Here is a 14,785-nt window from a genome sequence, read left to right as displayed (position 1 = left end):
CTCAGGCCCGGCCGAGGTACTCGCCGGTGCGGGTGTCGACCTTGACCTTCTCGCCCGTGGTGATGAACAGCGGGACCTTGATCTCCGCGCCGGTCTCCAGCTTGGCAGGCTTGGTGCCGCCGGTGGAGCGGTCGCCCTGGAGGCCGGGCTCGGTCTCGGCGATGGTGAGCTCGGCGGCGGCGGGCAGGTCGACGTAGAGCGCGGCGCCCTCGTTGAAGGCCACCGTGGCGGTGGTGTTCTCCAGCATGTAGCTGGCGGCGCTGCCGACCGTCGCGGCGGGCACGGTGACCATGTCGTAGGTCTCGGTGTCCATGAAGACGAAGTCGGCGCCGTCCTTGTAGGAGTACTGCATCTCGCGCTTGTCGACGTTGGCCACGTCGACCTTCACGCCGGCGTTGAAGGTCTTGTCGACGACCTTGCCGGAGAGGACGTTCTTGAGCTTGGTGCGCACGAACGCGCCGCCCTTGCCTGGCTTGACGTGCTGGAACTCGACAACGCTCCAGAGCTCACCGCCCTCGAGCTTCAGCACGATGCCGTTCTTGAGGTCGTTGGTCGTCGCCACTCGTTCTTCTCCCGCGTGCGGCCGCTCTAAAGGACGAGCAGCTCCTTGGTCGTCTTGGTGAAAAGCTCCGGCCCGCCCGCACGGGTCACGAGGGTGTCCTCGATCCGGACGCCGCCCCGGCCGGGCAGGTAGACCCCCGGCTCGACGGTGATCGGAACTCGATCCTCTAGTCTACCGGTCCGCGAGGGGCCCAGGAACGGCTCCTCGTGGATCTCCAGGCCGACGCCGTGCCCGAGGCCGTGCCGGAAGTGCTCGCCGTGGCCCGCGGCCTCGATGAACGAGCGGGCCGCCCGGTCCACCTCGTCCGCCGCCGCGCCGGGGGCCAGGGCGTGCCGACCGGCGCGCTGGGCGGCAGCGACCAGGTCGTACAGGTCGCGCTGCCAGGCGGCGGGCGGGCCGAGGCTGACGGTCCTCGTCATGTCGGCGTGGTAGCCCTGGTAGCGGGCGCCGAAGTCCATCGTCACCAGATCGCCGGCGCGCAGCTCGCGCCCGGTGGGGGCGTGGTGCGGGATCGCGCCGTTCTCGCCCGCGGCCACGATCGAGTCGAAGGCCGGCTTGTCGGCGCCGAGCTCGGTCATGCGGTTCTCCAGCAGCCGGGCCAGCTCGCGCTCGGTCATGCCGGGCACGATGCGCGACGTCACGTCGGCGAACGCCTGGTCGGTGATCGCGCAGGCGGTGCGCAGCAGCTCCAGCTCGGCGTCGTCCTTGACCGCGCGCAGCTCCTCCACCACGGGGCCGAGCGGCACCAGCTCGGCGGACAGGCGGCCGCTCAGGCCGCGGCCCAGCCGGCGGTAGGTGGCCACCGTCATGCTGGCGGCCTCGATGCCGGCGCCGGGCTCGGCCAGCCGGGCCGCCACGTCCGCGGCCTCGACCACCGGGACGTCCAGCGTCCTGGCCTTGCCGATGTAGCGGTTGTCGGTGGCCAGCAGCGCCGTGCCGTCGGCCCTGACCAGGACGGCCGCGTTGGAGCTGGCCAGCCCCGTCAGCCACCGGACGTTGACGGCGGAGGTGACGAGCAGGGCCGGGACCTCGTGGCCGGGCAGCAGCGCGGCGAGCCGCGCCCGGCGCGCCGCGTGGTCGAAGGTCATTGCGCCACTGTACGGGCAGGCGGGGACGGGCAGGTGAGGGCGGGGGCTCAGGCGCCCCGGACCTCCCATTCCCGGATGAACTCCGCCAGCGGCCCGCTCCGCTCCATGTCTCCCCGCTCCTGGGCGCGCCGGAGGTCGCGGTAGATCCCGGCGACGTGGTCGAGGGTCGAGTCGGGGTGGCCCTCCGCGGCCTTCCTGGCCGCCTTCTGGAGCTTGTCGCGGGCCTTGGCCGCCACGTCCGGGTTGATGCCGTTCAGGCGGGTCTGGCTGTCGATGGCGTCGCTGAAGGCGGACAGCCAGCCGTTCCAGCCGTTCGGCGGCTGCCGGCCGGGGCCCAGGGTGCCGCGGACGGGGGGCGTCTCCAGCAGCGCGGTGGGCGGGTCGATGCCGGGCCCGAGCGTGGCCACGATCCCGGGGGACGGCTGGCCGCTGGGGGTGGCGGTGGGCCAGTCGGACGTCGTGGTCGGCGTCTCCCCCGGCACCGCTGCGGTGGTCGGCCCGGTGGTCGGCGCAGTGGTCGGCGCAGTGGTCGCGACGCCGGTGGGCTCGGGAGTGGATGCCGCGCCCGGCTCGTCGCCGCCGCGCGCGCCGGCCCACACCACGAGACCGAGTGTCACCACGACGATGGCGGCCAGGGCGGCGCCGAGCTGCACGAACAGCCGGTTGCCGCGCGTTCGCGGGGGCTCGGGCGGGAGGTCGCCGGCCTGGTAGACGGCCGTGTCCCCGGCGCGGGGCGCGCCGGTCGCCGGCCCGTGGCCCCTTCCCGCCGGGACGCCGTCGCGCAACATCGCGCCCGTGACCGGCATGCCGGGCATGCCGGGCGTGCCGGGCGTTCCGGCGGGGGCCGGGGCGTCGGGGTTGGCGCGGGGATGGGCGATGGTGACCATCGCGCGGCGGATCGCCTCGCCGGAGGGGCGGCGGGCGGGATCGGCCGCGATCATGGCCAGCACCAGCCGGTCCAGCTCGGCGGGCACCCCGGCCCGCAACGCGCCCGGCGGCCGCGGCGCCCCGCCGGCCCCTTCACCGGCTCCTTCACCGGCTCCCTCACCGGGACCGCCCGCGGGACCGCCGTCAGGACCGCCGCCGGCAGCGCTCCCGCCCTCGGGACCGCCGTCCCCTGCCTGGCCGGCGAACGGATGCCGTCCGCACAGCAGCTCGTAGCAGACGCACCCCAGCGCGAACACGTCCCCGGCGGGCAGCGCCTCTCCCCCGGCGGCCCGCTCAGGCGCCAGGTACCGCCGGTCGCCGCCGGTCGGGCCCGCGGCGCCGAGCCCGAACCCGACGACCTTGAGCACCCCGCTCCCGGCCCGCCGGAAGCCGTCCGGGTCGATCTCGCCGTGCACCACCCCGGCCCGGTGCGCCGCGTCCAGCCCGGCCGCCGCCTGCCCCACCAGGTCGCACACCTCGACCACGCCGAGCGTGCCGCCGGCGGCCGCGCGCTCCTCGCCGAGGCTCGGCCCCGTGAGGTACTCCATCACCAGGAACGGCGCGCCGTCGTGCTCGCCGACGTCCAGCACCATGGCCACGTTGGGGTGGATGACCTTGGCCACAGCCTGGGCATGCTGCCGCAGCAGCTCCCTGGACCCGGCGCCGCTCAGCACCTTGACGGCCACGACCCAGTCGGCGCGCGTGTCGTACCCCCGCCACACCTCGCCCGCCGGCCCGTGGCCGATGCGCTCGTCCAGCCGGTACCGGTCGGCGATCAACGAAGCGTCGGACATATCCCCGCCAAGACTCGAAAAATCATGATTTCCGACCCACCCTAGGGCCCGCCAACCCCTGCCGCCCCCACAACCGGCCCTCCTGGCCCCTCCCGTCCGGACCGCCCGCCGGCCGCGCGGGCCCGGCACCAGGCAACAGGAAAGGCACCGGAAAGCAAATTCACCGCCAATTGTCCGGGCGTCACGGTTTAGTCGTCCGGAAAAAAATGACGTCGTTCGTCTTGACGAATTCGCAGGACCGCGGGCCACGATGGAAGAGCAAGTGGAAAGCGCGAATACCGGGAGGACCCATGCTCAAGGAAATCTGCGCGGTCAGCGCCCTTGCAGCGGCCGCCCTGATCCCGTCGATTCCCTCTCAGGCGCAGGCCGGACCCGCCCGCGACACCGTCGCGGCCACCGACTGCCCGACCGGCCACGCACCGAAATGCAAATGGCTGGAGGAAGGCGGCAAGCGCTGCTTCTACTGCCGCGGCAAGAAAGGCAGCGGATACAAGAAGCAGTACTGCGAGAACAAGAGCAGCGAAGCCACCGAGACCGAATGCGTGACCACCAAGGAACCGACCGCGACCAGCCCGAACCGGACCTGCAAGACCTGTACCGACGCCAAGACCGGACGCCGCATCTCGCGGCAGTGCGACAGCTAGGACCTCCGGCAACGCGACGGGCGGGAGGCCGCTGAGCCTCCCGCCCGTCGTCACCGCGGGTCAGGCCGCGACCGGCTCCGGTGTCCGGCGCGGCTCGGCCGGGGCGTCGTCGAGGGACTGCGGCGGGGCGTCGAAGACCGCCGTGTCGAGGCGGCCCTCGGAGCGGGCCACCACCACGGGCACCACCATCTGGCCGGTGACGTTGGTGGCGGTGCGCATCATGTCGAGGATCGGGTCGATGGCCAGCAGCAGGCCGACGCCCTCCAGGGGCAGCCCCAGCGTGCTGAGCGTGAGCGTCAGCATGACGGTCGCGCCGGTGAGGCCGGCCGTGGCGGCCGAGCCGACGACCGAGACGAACGCGATCAGCAGGTAGTCGCCGAGGTCCAGGGGCACGCCGAAGACCTGGGCGACGAAGATCGCGGCCAGCGCCGGGTAGACCGAGGCGCAGCCGTCCATCTTGGTGGTGGCTCCGAACGGCACGGCGAAGGAGGCGTAGTCGCGGTCCACGCCGTTGCGCTCGACCGTGACCCGCTGCGTCAGCGGCAGCGTGCCGACCGACGAGCGGGAGACGAACGCCAGCTCGATCGCGGGCCAGGCGTTGCGGTAGAAGCGGACGGGGTTGACCTTGCCCCAGACCGCCAGCACCACCGGGTAGACGGCCAGCAGCACCAGCAGGCAGCCGAGGTAGACCCCGGCGCTGAACTTGGCGAGCGGCGCCAGCAGGTCCCAGCCGTAGGTGGACACGGCCTTGCCGATCAGGCCGGCGGTGCCGATGGGGGCGAGCCTGATGACCCACCACAGCACCTTCTGCACCAGCTCCAGCACGGAGCGGGCGAGCGTGAGGACCGGCTCGGCCTTGTCGCCGGCGGCCAGCGCCGCCGCGCCGAGCACGGCGCCGAGGAAGACGATCTGCAGGACGTTGACCTCGGTGAACGCGGTCACGACGTTCGTGGGCAGGATGCCGGTGACGAAGTCGAGCCAGGTGCCGGCGTGGTCGGGGGCCTTGGCGGCGCCGGTGTCGAGGGTGACGCCGCGGCCCGGGTCGATGAGCAGGCCGAGCCCGATGGCGAGGGCCACCGACACCGCCGCGGTGATCAGGAACCACAGCAGGGTCTTGCCGGCGAGCCTGGCGGCGCCGTTGACGTTGCGCAGGTTGGCGACGCTGACCAGCACCGCGGTGAAGACCAGCGGCGGCACGGCGAGCTTGAGCAGCTGGACGAAGATCTGGCCGACCCTGGTCAGGGTCTCGGCCAGCCACGTCACGTCCCAGACGCGGGCGGCGAAGCCCAGCGCGACGCCGGCGGCGAGACCGGCGAGGAGCTGGAGCGAGAAAGAGAATCTCTTCACGGGAGAGTAGCTCCGAAAGTGTGAGGAAAGGGTGGGTCGCGGAGTCGTCGGGTCAGCGACACAACGCCGTGCGCACGCGGCACAGGTCGACGTGCAGCCGCTCGACGAGCAGCACGATCACCGGGGAGAACCTCACGGGGCGCTACAACACCGGCCAGGTTCGGAGCATTCCTCCCGCTGAGAGTGATTCATCCCACTCGGCGGTGTCAGCCCGCGATGTCCTTGATCTGCTCGATCAGCCGCACCCGCTCCTCGTGCGTGCGCCCGAGCGGCGCCACGTTCAGCGTGGTCACCCCCGACTCCTTCAGCGCCTGCACCCGGTCGCGGACGAAGCCCTCGGAGCCGATCAGCGACATCTTCTCCAGCAGCTCGGCCGGCACCTTCGCCGCGGCCTCCTCCTTCTTGCCCTGGAGGTAGAGGTCCTGGATCAGCTCGGCCTCCTTCTCGTAGCCGTAGCGCCGGGCCAGGTCGTTGTAGAAGTTCTTGCCCTTGGCGCCCATGCCGCCGATGTAGAGGGCCGCCATCGGCCGCCCGAACTCCAGCAGCCCCGCCACGTCGTCGCCGATCGCGAGGGACGCCTGCGCGATCACGTCCAGCTCGCCCAGCTCGGGGTCGCGCCGGGCCTTGCCCGCCGCCACGGACGCGCCCCACACCTCACCGGCCTTCTCCGGGACGTAGAAGATCGGCTCCCAGCCCTCGGCCAGCTCGGCGGCCAGCTCGACGTTCTTCGGGCCGATCGCGGCGACCACGATGGGGATGCGGGAGCGCACCGGATGGTTGATGATCTTCAACGCCTTGCCCAGGCCGGTGCCCTGGCCGGCGGGGAGCGGCACCTGGTAGTGCTTGCCCTGGTGCTGCACGCGCTCGCGCCGCCACACCTGGCGGCAGATCTCGATGACCTCCCGCGTACGCCCGAGCGGCGCGGTGTACGGCACCCCGTGGAACCCCTCGATCACCTGCGGCCCCGAGGCCCCGATGCCGAGCGTGAAGCGCCCGTCGGAGACGAAGTCGAGCCCGGCCGCCGTCATGGCCATGAGCGTCGGCGTGCGCGAGTAGACGGGCAGGATGCCGGAGGCGATCTGCAGCCGCTCGGTCTTCGCCGCGATGTACCCCATCTGGCTGACGGCGTCGAAGGAGTAGGCCTCGGCGACGAACACGATGTCCAGCCCGGCCTTCTCGTAGTCCGCCAGCTCGGCGACGGTCTCCTTGAAGCCGCCCGAGTAGTTGAGTGCCATACCGATGCGCATGCCGGGCTCCCGATGAACCGAATGATGTTCCGTTTCGACGCGAACAGGCTATCGCGCCGGATCCGGAACGGGGAGCGGCTAGCCTGGGACGGGTGCTGAGTCGGATTGTCGTGGTGCTGTCGGCGGTCGTGGCCGCGGTCCTGGCGGGCCATCGGCTGATCCCTCCGCTCGGCGGGTTCACGCCGGTCCTGGAGAGCCTGCTGCCCTGGGTCGGGGCGGCCGTGCCGGTGCTGCTGCTCGCCGCCGCGCTGGCCCGCTCCACCGTGGCCGCCGCGTCCGCGCTGGTGCCGGGGGTGGTGTGGGCCGCGATGTTCGGCTCCACGCTGCTGCGCACGCCGCCCGGCGGCAAGGGCGACCTGTCGGTCGGCACGGTCAACGTCGGGGTGCGCAACGACGCCTCCGGCGAGGCCGTCCGCGCGATCGCGAAGGACCTCGACCTGCTGGCCGCCCAGGAGCTGACCCCCGGCGGCCCGGCCGCCAAGCAGCTCAACAAGATGTTCAGGTACCACTACCCGGTCAGCACGGTCGGCCTGTGGAGCCGCTACCCGCTCAGCGAGACCAAGCCGATCGACGTCGGCCTCGGCTGGCCGCGCGCCCTGCGCGCCGTGGTCACCACCCCCAAGGGCAAGGTCACCGTGTACGTCATGCATCTGGCCTCGGCCCGCCCCGGCCACACCGCCACCCGCGACGCCACCCTGGCCCAGGCCCGCGGGCTCGTCGACGCCGACCCGAGCAAGCGCATCCTGCTGCTCGGCGACCTCAACACCGCCACCACCGACCGCGGCATGCGCGGCCTCACGCCGCCGCTCACCGACGCGCAGGGCGTGGCCGGCGACGGGTTCGGCTTCACCTGGCCGGCCGAGTTCCCGGTCACCCGGCCCGACCACATCCTGTTCAAGGGCATGACGGCGACCGAGGCGGGCGTCGCGCCGGCCACCGGCAGCGACCACCGCGCCGCCCTGGCCTCATTCCGGCTGTAGGGCGGCCAGGTCCGCGGGCGTGTCGATGTCGGCGGGGTCGCCGTGGCCGTCGCACGGCACCTCGGTGACCAGCTCAGGGTGGGCAGCGATGAACGCGCGGGCGCCGACGTCGCCGGTCGCGAGCCGCGCCACCTCGGCGAAGTGCTCGCGGGCGATCAGCACCGGGTTCCTGCGGCGGCCGGCGTACGTGGCGACCGCCAGGCCGGCCCGCGCGGCGATCAGCGCGCGCACCGCGCCCGGCCGGATCAGCGGCTGGTCGACCAGCGCGACCACCACGGCCGTGGCCTGGCCGGGCAGCGCGGCCAGGCCGGCGCGCAGCGAGGAGCCCATGCCGGTGGCCCAGTCGGGGTTGCGCACCGCGAGCGCGCCGCGCACCGGCGCGTCGGCCGCGCCCAGCACCACCACGACGGGGTCGCAGCCGCCCTCCGCCAGCAGGCGCACGCCGCGGTCGAGCAGGGACTCGCCGGCGTACTCGACGAGCGCCTTCGGCGTGCCGAACCGGGCGCCCCGGCCCGCCGCGAGCAGCAACCCCGCGATCACGGCGCCTCGGGAGGGGTCTCGTGGTGGATGCGGCCCTCCGTGCTGGACAGCGGGCGGCCGGTGCCGCCCCAGCGGAGCTGGATCAGCTCGGCGGCGATCGACACCGCCGTCTCCTCCGGGGTGCGCGCGCCGAGGTCCAGCCCGATCGGCGAGCGCAGCCGGGCCAGCTCCTCCTCGGTGAGCCCCGACTCGCGCAGCCGGGCCAGGCGGTCGTCGTGGGTGCGGCGCGAGCCCATCGCGCCGACGTACCCGGCCTCGGTGCGCAGCGCCACCTCCAGCAGCGGGACGTCGAACTTCGGGTCGTGGGTCAGCACGCAGATCACCGTGCGCGCGTCCACCTGCACCGAGGCGAGATAGTCGTGCGGCCACTTGACCACGACCTCGTCGGCGTCCGGGAAACGCTTGGGCGTGGCGAACACCGGCCGGGCGTCGCACACCGTGACGTGGTAGCCGAGGAACTTGCCGACCCTGGCCACCGCCGCGGCGAAGTCGATCGCCCCGAACACCAGCATCCGCGGCGGCGGCGCGAAGGAGTGCACGAACACCGCGAGGTCGTCCAGCCGCCGCTCCCCCTCCCCGCCGTAGCGCCTGAGGCCGGTCGCGCCCTGGGCGAGCATGCCGCGGGCGTCGTCGTCCACGGCCTCGTCCAGGCGGCTCGGGCCGAGGCTGCCCGAGGCGCGGTCCGGCCAGATGATCCGGCGCGCGCCCGTCCGGCCGGGGCCCGACACGACGGTGGCGACGGCGACCGGCTCGTGCGCCGCGATCGACGCCGCCACCTCGCCGAGCTGCGGGAAGGTCTCGATCGAGACCGGCTCGACGAGGATGTCGATGATGCCGCCGCAGGTGAGGCCGACGGCGAAGGCGTCGTCGTCGCTGACCCCGTACCGCTGCAGCACCGGCGTGTCGATCTCGGCGGCCAGCTCGAACACCGCGCCCTCGACGCAGCCGCCCGAGACGCTGCCCACCACCTCGTCGCCGCGCACCGCCATGGCCGCGCCCGGCGGCCGCGGCGCGCTGCTGAACGTGCTCACCACCGTCGCCAGCCCGAACTTGAGCCCCGACCTCCACCACCGCATGATCTCCGGCAGCACGTCACGCATGGGCGAGCCTTTCACTGAGTCGCTCGAAGGCGGCCAGGCTGTGCCCGGCCACCAGGTCGTCGAGATACGGCAGGGCCGCCCGCATGCCGCCCGTGAGCGGCTGGTAGTCCTCATACCCCTTGTGCGGGTTGACCCAGATCATCCGGTACGCCTGCCGCGACAGCCGGGCGAGCTGCGCGCCCAGCAGCGCGGGGTCGCCGCGTTCCCAGCCGTCGGAGGCGATCACCACGATCGCGCCCCGGGCGCTGAAGCGGGCCAGGTACTCCTTCAGCTCCTCCCCCAGCCGGGTGCCGCCGCTCCAGTCGGGGATCGCCTTGGACGCCTCGTTCAGCGCGGTGCCCGGGTCGCGGTGGCGCAGCTCGGCGGTGATCGGGGTGAGCCGGGTGCCGACGGAGTAGACGCGGGTGGCCCGCGGCTCGCTGCGCACCAGGGCGTGGGCGAAGCGCAGCAGGGTCTCGGCGTAGGGGGCCATGGAGCCGCTGACGTCCACGAACAGCTCGACCGGGCGCGGCCGGGTGGCGTGCCTGCGGCGCCGGAGCCGGGCCACCTCGCCCTTGCGCAGCGCCTCGCGGACGGTGCGGCGCTGGTCCAGGACGCCGCGGTGGGCGGGTTCGAAGCGGCGCGAGCGCCGCCGGCCCGGCGCCGGGCCCGGCCAGCAGGGTCCAGCATGCGGTGCACCTCGGCGCGCTCGGCCTCGGTGAGCCGGGCCACGTCGCGGTGGCGCAGCACCTCGGCGGGCTGGCGGTGGCGGGCGCGGCGGGCGTGCCGTCGCGCCGCCGTCCCGCTCGGCGGCGTCCGGGTCGTCGCGGGCCGCCAGGTGCCGGGTGACGCTCGTGACGGCGGCGCGGGCGGTCGTCGCGCGGTGCCCGCCGAAGTAGGCGGCGAAGCAGCGGTCGTAGCGGGGCAGGTCGTCGGGGCCCGCGCACAGGGTGAGCCGGCCGGCCCAGTAGACGGCGGCGCGGTCGGTGACGTCGAGGTGGGCGAGCGCGTCCAGCAGGCCCCGCGTCCGCTCGTGGTCGGCCCCGACGCCGGCCGCGCGCAGCGTCCTGGCGAACCCGGTCATGGTGGCGGCCAGCGCGCCGCCGTCCGGACGACCGGCCGCACCGCTGCCGGGCCCGCTGCCTGGGCCGTCAGTCATGCTGGAGCAGCCCGTTGCCGAGGACGCTCGCCACATCCTCCCGGTACTTCAGCGCCGCCCCCAGCGTGGCGGCGGCGAGGCCCGGGTCCAGCTCCTTGGCGCCGAGCGTCAGCAGCGCCTCCGTCCAGTCCAGCGTCTCGGCCACGCCGGGCGGCTTGACCAGGCCGGCCCGGCGCAGCCGCTCGGCGGCCCGCGCCACCTGCAGGGCCAGGGTCTCGCCGCAGCCGGGCAGCCGGCGCAGCAGGATGGCCACCTCGCGGTCGAAGTCGGGGTGCTCCAGCCAGTGGTAGAGGCAGCGCCGCTTGAGCGCGTCGTGGACCTCGCGGGTGCGGTTGGAGGTCACCACGACCACCGGCGGCGTCTCCGCCCTGATCGTGCCCAGCTCGGGGATCGAGATCGTGAAGTCCGACAGGACCTCCAGCAGGAACGCCTCGAACTCGTCGTCGGCCCGGTCGATCTCGTCCACCAGCAGCACGCTGGGCTGCGTCTCGACGGCCTTCAGCAGGGGGCGGGCGATGAGGAAGCGCCGGTCGTAGATCTCGCCCTCCAGCCGGCCGACGTCGGTGACGCCGGCCGCCTCGGCCGCCTTGAGGTGCAGGAGCTGGCGGGCGAAGTCCCAGTCGTACAGGGCCTGGGCGGCGTCCAGGCCCTCGTAGCACTGCAGCCGGATGAGCGGCGCCTTGAGCAGCTTGGCGAGGGTCTTGGCCAGCTCGGTCTTGCCGACCCCCGCCTCGCCCTCCAGGAACAGCGGCCGCCCCATCCGCAGGGCCAGGAACGCGGCCGTCGCCAGCCCCTCGTCGGCCAGATAGGCGTGCCGGTCGAGCAGCTCGACGAGCTTTCCCGGTGACTGGATGTCCATTGCCCTGATTGTCCGCCGCAGCACGCTTTCAGGCTACGTCGACACCCGCCTCCGCGGCATTCCCGAGCCCTAGAGTTCCCGGGCTTCACCGCGCTCGCGGATGAGCGCCGACAGCTCGGCCACCGCCCGGGCGGCGCGCTCCTTCTCCGAGCCCTGGATGCCCATGGCGCCGATCGTGCGGCCGTCGGAGAAGTCGACGCGGGGCCAGGGGTCGCCCGGGTCCATCGACACCGCCAGGACCTCCGGCCAGGAGTAGCGGTGCGTGCGCACGGCGTTGACCAGGGTGACGCCCTCCTCGTCGGCCGTCACCCGCACCCGGCCCAGCAGGTGCAGCACGTACGCCACCGCGCCGCCGAACGCCACGATCGCGATGCGGTCGGGGAGCTGGAACGGGGCCGCGATGAAGATCGCCATGATCACCGCCCCGGCCACGATCACCGCGGCGAAGACGTAGGGGACCAGGCGCGGGACACCCGGGCGCCAGGTGACGGGCAGGGCGACGGGCGGGGACGGCTGCGGGACGTCGGGCTCTGACACGAGGAGAACCTACCGCAGGTCAGGCCCGGTCCCGCAGCAGGACGGGCCGGAGACCCGGCCCGCCGCGCGCCGCCGCTCAGGCGAGGCTTCGGAGCAGCAGCGCCGTCTCCAGGGCGGCGACGGCCGACTCGTAGCCCTTGTCCTCCTTGCTGCCCGGCCGCCCCGACCGGTCGAGCGCCTGGTCGAGGGTGTCGACGGTGAGCACGCCGTTGCCGACCGGGGTCCGCTCGTCCAGCGAGATCCGGGTCAGGCCGGCGGTCACCGAGTCGCAGACGTAGTCGAAGTGGGCCGTCTCGCCGCGGATGACCGCGCCCAGCGCCACCACCGCGTCGCAGCGGCGGGCCAGCGCCTGGGCGACCACCGGGATCTCCAGCGATCCCGGCACCCGCACCACGGTGGCCCGCGCCCCGCTGTCGTCGCAGGCCTGCACGGCCCGCGCCACGAGCTGGTCGGTGATCTCGGCGTGCCAGCTCGCCGCCACCACCCCGACCGTCAGTCCCGCGGCGTCCGGCGCCGTGGCCACGGGGCGTCCCTGCCCGCTCATGAAGCCTCCGAGATGTCGTGGCCGAGGCGGTCGCGCTTGGCCGTCAGGTACCGCTCGTTGTAGGGGTTCATGGCCACGGGCATCGGCTCACGGCCGAGGACCTTGATGCCGTACCCGTCCATGCCCCTGAGCTTGGCCGGGTTGTTGGTGAGCAGCCGCACCGAACGCACGCCGAGGTCGGCGAGGATCTGCCCCGCGTTGGAGAACTCGCGGGCGTCGACCGGCAGCCCCAGCTCGACGTTGGCGTCGACGGTGTCGGAGCCGTTGTCCTGGAGGCTGTAGGCCCTGAGCTTGGCCAGCAGGCCGATGCCGCGGCCCTCGTGCCCGCGCAGGTAGACGACCACGCCGCGGCCCTCCTGCGCGATGGCCGACATGGCGTGGTCGAGCTGCACGCCGCAGTCGCAGCGCAGCGAGCCGAACACGTCGCCGGTCAGGCACTCGGAGTGGGCCCGCACCAGGATGTTCTCGCCGTCGCCGAGGTCGCCGAAGACCAGCGCCATGTGCTCGCCGCCGTCGAGGGCGCTGGCGTAGCCGTAGCCGCGCCACATGCCGTACACGTTCGGCAGGCGGGTCTCGGCGACCCGGGTGACCATGCTCTCGGCCCGCCGCCGGTAGTCGACGAGCTGCTCGATGGAGACCAGGGCCAGGTCGTGCTCGTCGGCGAAGCGGCGCAGCTCGGGCAGGCGCGCCATGCTGCCGTCGTCGTTGACGATCTCGGCGAGCGCGCCGGCGCCGGACAGGCCGGCCAGCCGGGCCAGGTCGACCGCGGCCTCGGTGTGGCCGCGCCGGGCCAGCACGCCGCCCTCGTGGTAGCGCAGCGGGAAGACGTGCCCGGGGCGCACCAGCTCGTTGGGCTCGGTCGCGGAGTCGGCGAGCGTGCGGATGGTCCTCGCCCGGTCGGCGGCGGAGATGCCGGTGGTGACGCCGTCGCGGGCGTCCACGGTGATCGTGTACGCCGTGCGCATGCGCTCCTTGTTGTGGAACACCATGAGCGGCAGCCCCAGCCGGTCGAGCTCCTTGCCCTCCATGGCGACGCAGATCATGCCGCTGGTGTGCCTGATCATGAACGTGCACAGCTCGGGCGTGGCCTTGACGGCGGCGAAGATGAGGTCGCCCTCGTTCTCCCGGTTCTCGTCGTCGACGACCACGACGGGCTTGCCGTTGCGGATGTCCTCGATGGCGCGCTCGACCGGGTCGAGCTCGATCCTGTCCTGCTCCTGCCCGCTCATTGCGCCACCGCCACCGCGGGCGCCGCCGTGCGGGCCCGGTACTCCCGCAGCCACTTCACGTAGCCGATCACCACCAGGATGAAGAACACCCCGTACACCGAGCCGGACACGACCAGGCCGGAGCTGAACGCCAGCGGCACCCCGACCAGGTCGACGGCCACCCACACGATCCAGAAGTCCGTCAGCGCCCGGCCCTGCGCCCAGGTGGCCATGGCGCTGCCGACGAAGATGTAGGCGTCGGCGGCCACCAGGAACGCGCCCTTCGGCAGCGGCACCTGCGCCCCCCACGACAGCCCGGTCACCCAGAACAGCAGCCCCACCAGGACCGTCCCGACGAGCAGCACGCCGACCAGCAGCGAACGCTCCCACCACAGCGCGGGCCGGACGGCGAGCTGCCTGCCGTCCTGCGTGCCGCGCCGCCACGCCCACCAGCCGTAGATCGCCAGGCCCGCGAACATGGCCTGCTTCAGCGCGTTGCCGGTGATGTGCGCGTTGATCGAGGCGATGAACAGCAGCACCGAGCCGGTGAACTGCACCGGCCAGGTCCACATCGACTTGCGCATCGCGAGCAGCACCGTGGACAGGGCGGCGATGTTGCCGACCAGGTCCGTCCAGAGCACGTGTGTGCCGAATACCGTGAATCCGGCGTCCGCCCAGTTCACTGCCTGACCACCAGCCTTTCCACATATTTCGCGATCACGTCGACCTCGAGGTTGACCAGGTCGCCCACCTGGCGCTCGCCCAGGGTGGTGAGCTTCAGCGTGGTCGGGATGAGGCTCACGCCGAAGCCTTCGTCGTCAACCGTGGTGACCGTGAGGCTGATTCCGTCGATCGCGATCGAGCCCTTCTCGGCCACGTAGCGGCTCAGCGCCTCGGGGAGGGAGAAGCGCAGGTCGTCCCAGCTCTCGCCGGGTGCGCGGGACAGCAGCACGGCGGTGCCGTCCACGTGGCCCTGCACGATGTGGCCGCCGAGGCGCTGGTCGGCGCGCACGGCCCGTTCCAGGTTGACGGCCGACCCGGTGGTCAGCGCGCCGAGGGAGCTGCGCTCCAGCGACTCCCTGATGACGTCCACGGTGAAGACGCCGTCCGCGGCCTCGACGACCGTCAGGCAGACGCCGTTGACCGCGATCGAGTCGCCGTGGCGGGCGTCGGAGGTGACCAGCGGGCCGCGTACGGACAGCCTGGCGCCGCCGCCGTGGTGTTCGATGGCGACGACCTCGCCCTTTTCCTCGATGATTCCGGTGAACAT

Annotated in this window: 17 protein-coding genes; 2 read left to right on the top strand and 15 right to left on the bottom strand. The window is 73.2% G+C overall.

All coding sequences use genetic code 11. From position 1 onward, the window contains the following. Position 1: 1 nt before the first annotated feature. The 3 genes from efp to MF672_RS44540 are packed head-to-tail and all read right to left on the bottom strand — an operon-like array spanning position 2 to position 3,371. Positions 2 to 562, bottom strand: coding sequence for an elongation factor P (efp, locus tag MF672_RS44550; RefSeq protein WP_242381648.1), 561 nt, complete (start codon positions 560 to 562; stop codon positions 2 to 4). A 26-nt stretch (positions 563 to 588) separates the two neighbouring features. Further along, positions 589 to 1,650 carry a M24 family metallopeptidase gene (locus tag MF672_RS44545; protein ID WP_242381647.1) on the bottom strand — a complete coding sequence of 354 codons (1,062 nt, stop codon included), beginning with the start codon at positions 1,648 to 1,650 and terminating at the stop codon, positions 589 to 591. Between the two features lie 47 nt (positions 1,651 to 1,697). After that, positions 1,698 to 3,371 (bottom strand): serine/threonine-protein kinase, encoded by a 1,674-nt coding sequence (locus MF672_RS44540; protein WP_242381646.1) that lies wholly within the window; start codon positions 3,369 to 3,371, stop codon positions 1,698 to 1,700. Positions 3,372 to 3,661: 290 nt separating this feature from the next. Between MF672_RS44540 and MF672_RS44535 the strand changes: the two genes are divergently transcribed. Further along, a complete protein-coding gene (locus MF672_RS44535; protein ID WP_242381645.1) occupies positions 3,662 to 4,015 on the top strand; it encodes a hypothetical protein in 354 nt (117 codons plus the stop codon). Positions 4,016 to 4,075: 60 nt separating this feature from the next. Here MF672_RS44535 and MF672_RS44530 read toward each other — a convergent pair whose 3' ends face one another. The 3 genes from MF672_RS44530 to MF672_RS44525 all read right to left on the bottom strand — a co-directional run bounded on the left by MF672_RS44530 (position 4,076) and on the right by MF672_RS44525 (position 6,609). Next, positions 4,076 to 5,362 (bottom strand): dicarboxylate/amino acid:cation symporter, encoded by a 1,287-nt coding sequence (locus MF672_RS44530; RefSeq protein WP_242381644.1) that lies wholly within the window; start codon positions 5,360 to 5,362, stop codon positions 4,076 to 4,078. A 52-nt stretch (positions 5,363 to 5,414) separates the two neighbouring features. Beyond that, on the bottom strand, positions 5,415 to 5,477 hold the full coding sequence (locus MF672_RS52370) for a putative leader peptide (RefSeq protein WP_407654814.1): 63 nt from the start codon (positions 5,475 to 5,477) through the stop codon (positions 5,415 to 5,417). A gap of 91 nt (positions 5,478 to 5,568) precedes the next feature. Beyond that, entirely contained in the window at positions 5,569 to 6,609 is a 1,041-nt protein-coding gene (locus MF672_RS44525) for an LLM class F420-dependent oxidoreductase (protein WP_242381643.1), read from the bottom strand. A 92-nt stretch (positions 6,610 to 6,701) separates the two neighbouring features. Here MF672_RS44525 and MF672_RS44520 point away from each other — a divergent pair, with 92 nt between their 5' ends. After that, positions 6,702 to 7,589 (top strand): endonuclease/exonuclease/phosphatase family protein, encoded by an 888-nt coding sequence (locus MF672_RS44520; protein WP_242381642.1) that lies wholly within the window; start codon positions 6,702 to 6,704, stop codon positions 7,587 to 7,589. On the opposite strand, the gene MF672_RS44515 is transcribed toward MF672_RS44520, so the two are convergent. The 9 genes from MF672_RS44515 to MF672_RS44475 all read right to left on the bottom strand — a co-directional run bounded on the left by MF672_RS44515 (position 7,575) and on the right by MF672_RS44475 (position 14,785). Continuing rightward, entirely contained in the window at positions 7,575 to 8,126 is a 552-nt protein-coding gene (locus MF672_RS44515) for a nucleotidyltransferase family protein (RefSeq protein WP_242381660.1), read from the bottom strand. The two genes, MF672_RS44520 and MF672_RS44515, sit on opposite strands and share 15 nt — an antisense overlap. Beyond that, positions 8,126 to 9,229 carry an XdhC family protein gene (locus MF672_RS44510; protein WP_242381641.1) on the bottom strand — a complete coding sequence of 368 codons (1,104 nt, stop codon included), beginning with the start codon at positions 9,227 to 9,229 and terminating at the stop codon, positions 8,126 to 8,128. The genes MF672_RS44515 and MF672_RS44510 overlap by 1 nt, the downstream gene beginning before the upstream one ends. Beyond that, complete coding sequence (locus MF672_RS44505) at positions 9,222 to 10,367, bottom strand: vWA domain-containing protein (RefSeq protein WP_247815749.1); 1,146 nt, start codon at positions 10,365 to 10,367, stop codon at positions 9,222 to 9,224. Before MF672_RS44505 ends, MF672_RS44510 begins: the two co-directional genes overlap by 8 nt. After that, a complete protein-coding gene (locus MF672_RS44500) occupies positions 10,360 to 11,226 on the bottom strand; it encodes an AAA family ATPase (RefSeq protein ID WP_242382575.1) in 867 nt (288 codons plus the stop codon). The genes MF672_RS44505 and MF672_RS44500 overlap by 8 nt, the downstream gene beginning before the upstream one ends. A gap of 69 nt (positions 11,227 to 11,295) precedes the next feature. Continuing rightward, a complete protein-coding gene (locus tag MF672_RS44495; RefSeq protein WP_242382574.1) occupies positions 11,296 to 11,763 on the bottom strand; it encodes a PH domain-containing protein in 468 nt (155 codons plus the stop codon). 76 nt (positions 11,764 to 11,839) lie between these two features. Beyond that, a complete protein-coding gene (ribH, locus tag MF672_RS44490) occupies positions 11,840 to 12,307 on the bottom strand; it encodes a 6,7-dimethyl-8-ribityllumazine synthase (protein ID WP_242382573.1) in 468 nt (155 codons plus the stop codon). Beyond that, on the bottom strand, positions 12,304 to 13,536 hold the full coding sequence (locus tag MF672_RS44485; RefSeq protein ID WP_242382572.1) for a bifunctional 3,4-dihydroxy-2-butanone-4-phosphate synthase/GTP cyclohydrolase II: 1,233 nt from the start codon (positions 13,534 to 13,536) through the stop codon (positions 12,304 to 12,306). Before MF672_RS44485 ends, ribH begins: the two co-directional genes overlap by 4 nt. Next, positions 13,533 to 14,198, bottom strand: a complete 666-nt coding sequence (locus tag MF672_RS44480; RefSeq protein ID WP_242382571.1) for a nicotinamide mononucleotide transporter family protein — start codon at positions 14,196 to 14,198, stop codon at positions 13,533 to 13,535. The genes MF672_RS44485 and MF672_RS44480 overlap by 4 nt, the downstream gene beginning before the upstream one ends. Next, positions 14,195 to 14,785 carry a riboflavin synthase gene (locus MF672_RS44475; protein ID WP_242382570.1) on the bottom strand — a complete coding sequence of 197 codons (591 nt, stop codon included), beginning with the start codon at positions 14,783 to 14,785 and terminating at the stop codon, positions 14,195 to 14,197. The genes MF672_RS44480 and MF672_RS44475 overlap by 4 nt, the downstream gene beginning before the upstream one ends.

This window comes from Actinomadura luzonensis, from assembly GCF_022664455.2.
Taxonomy (GTDB): Bacteria; Actinomycetota; Actinomycetes; order Streptosporangiales; family Streptosporangiaceae; genus Nonomuraea; species Nonomuraea luzonensis.
Note: the sequence above shows the minus strand (reverse complement) of the source record. Positions and strands in the feature narration are given on the sequence as shown.

What these genes read in the sequence shown, in the direction of transcription:
- MF672_RS44505 (WP_247815749.1), bottom strand. Translation starts at nt 10,367, where the DNA reads ATGACTGACGGCCCAGGCAGCGGGCCCGGCAGCGGTGCGGCCGGTCGT.
- MF672_RS44475 (WP_242382570.1), bottom strand. Translation starts at nt 14,785, where the DNA reads ATGTTCACCGGAATCATCGAGGAAAAGGGCGAGGTCGTCGCCATCGAA.
- MF672_RS44545 (WP_242381647.1), bottom strand. Translation starts at nt 1,650, where the DNA reads ATGACCTTCGACCACGCGGCGCGCCGGGCGCGGCTCGCCGCGCTGCTG.
- MF672_RS44540 (WP_242381646.1), bottom strand. Translation starts at nt 3,371, where the DNA reads ATGTCCGACGCTTCGTTGATCGCCGACCGGTACCGGCTGGACGAGCGC.
- ribH (WP_242382573.1), bottom strand. Translation starts at nt 12,307, where the DNA reads ATGAGCGGGCAGGGACGCCCCGTGGCCACGGCGCCGGACGCCGCGGGA.
- MF672_RS44510 (WP_242381641.1), bottom strand. Translation starts at nt 9,229, where the DNA reads ATGCGTGACGTGCTGCCGGAGATCATGCGGTGGTGGAGGTCGGGGCTC.
- MF672_RS44485 (WP_242382572.1), bottom strand. Translation starts at nt 13,536, where the DNA reads ATGAGCGGGCAGGAGCAGGACAGGATCGAGCTCGACCCGGTCGAGCGC.
- MF672_RS44535 (WP_242381645.1), top strand. Translation starts at nt 3,662, where the DNA reads ATGCTCAAGGAAATCTGCGCGGTCAGCGCCCTTGCAGCGGCCGCCCTG.
- MF672_RS44525 (WP_242381643.1), bottom strand. Translation starts at nt 6,609, where the DNA reads ATGCGCATCGGTATGGCACTCAACTACTCGGGCGGCTTCAAGGAGACC.
- MF672_RS44500 (WP_242382575.1), bottom strand. Translation starts at nt 11,226, where the DNA reads ATGGACATCCAGTCACCGGGAAAGCTCGTCGAGCTGCTCGACCGGCAC.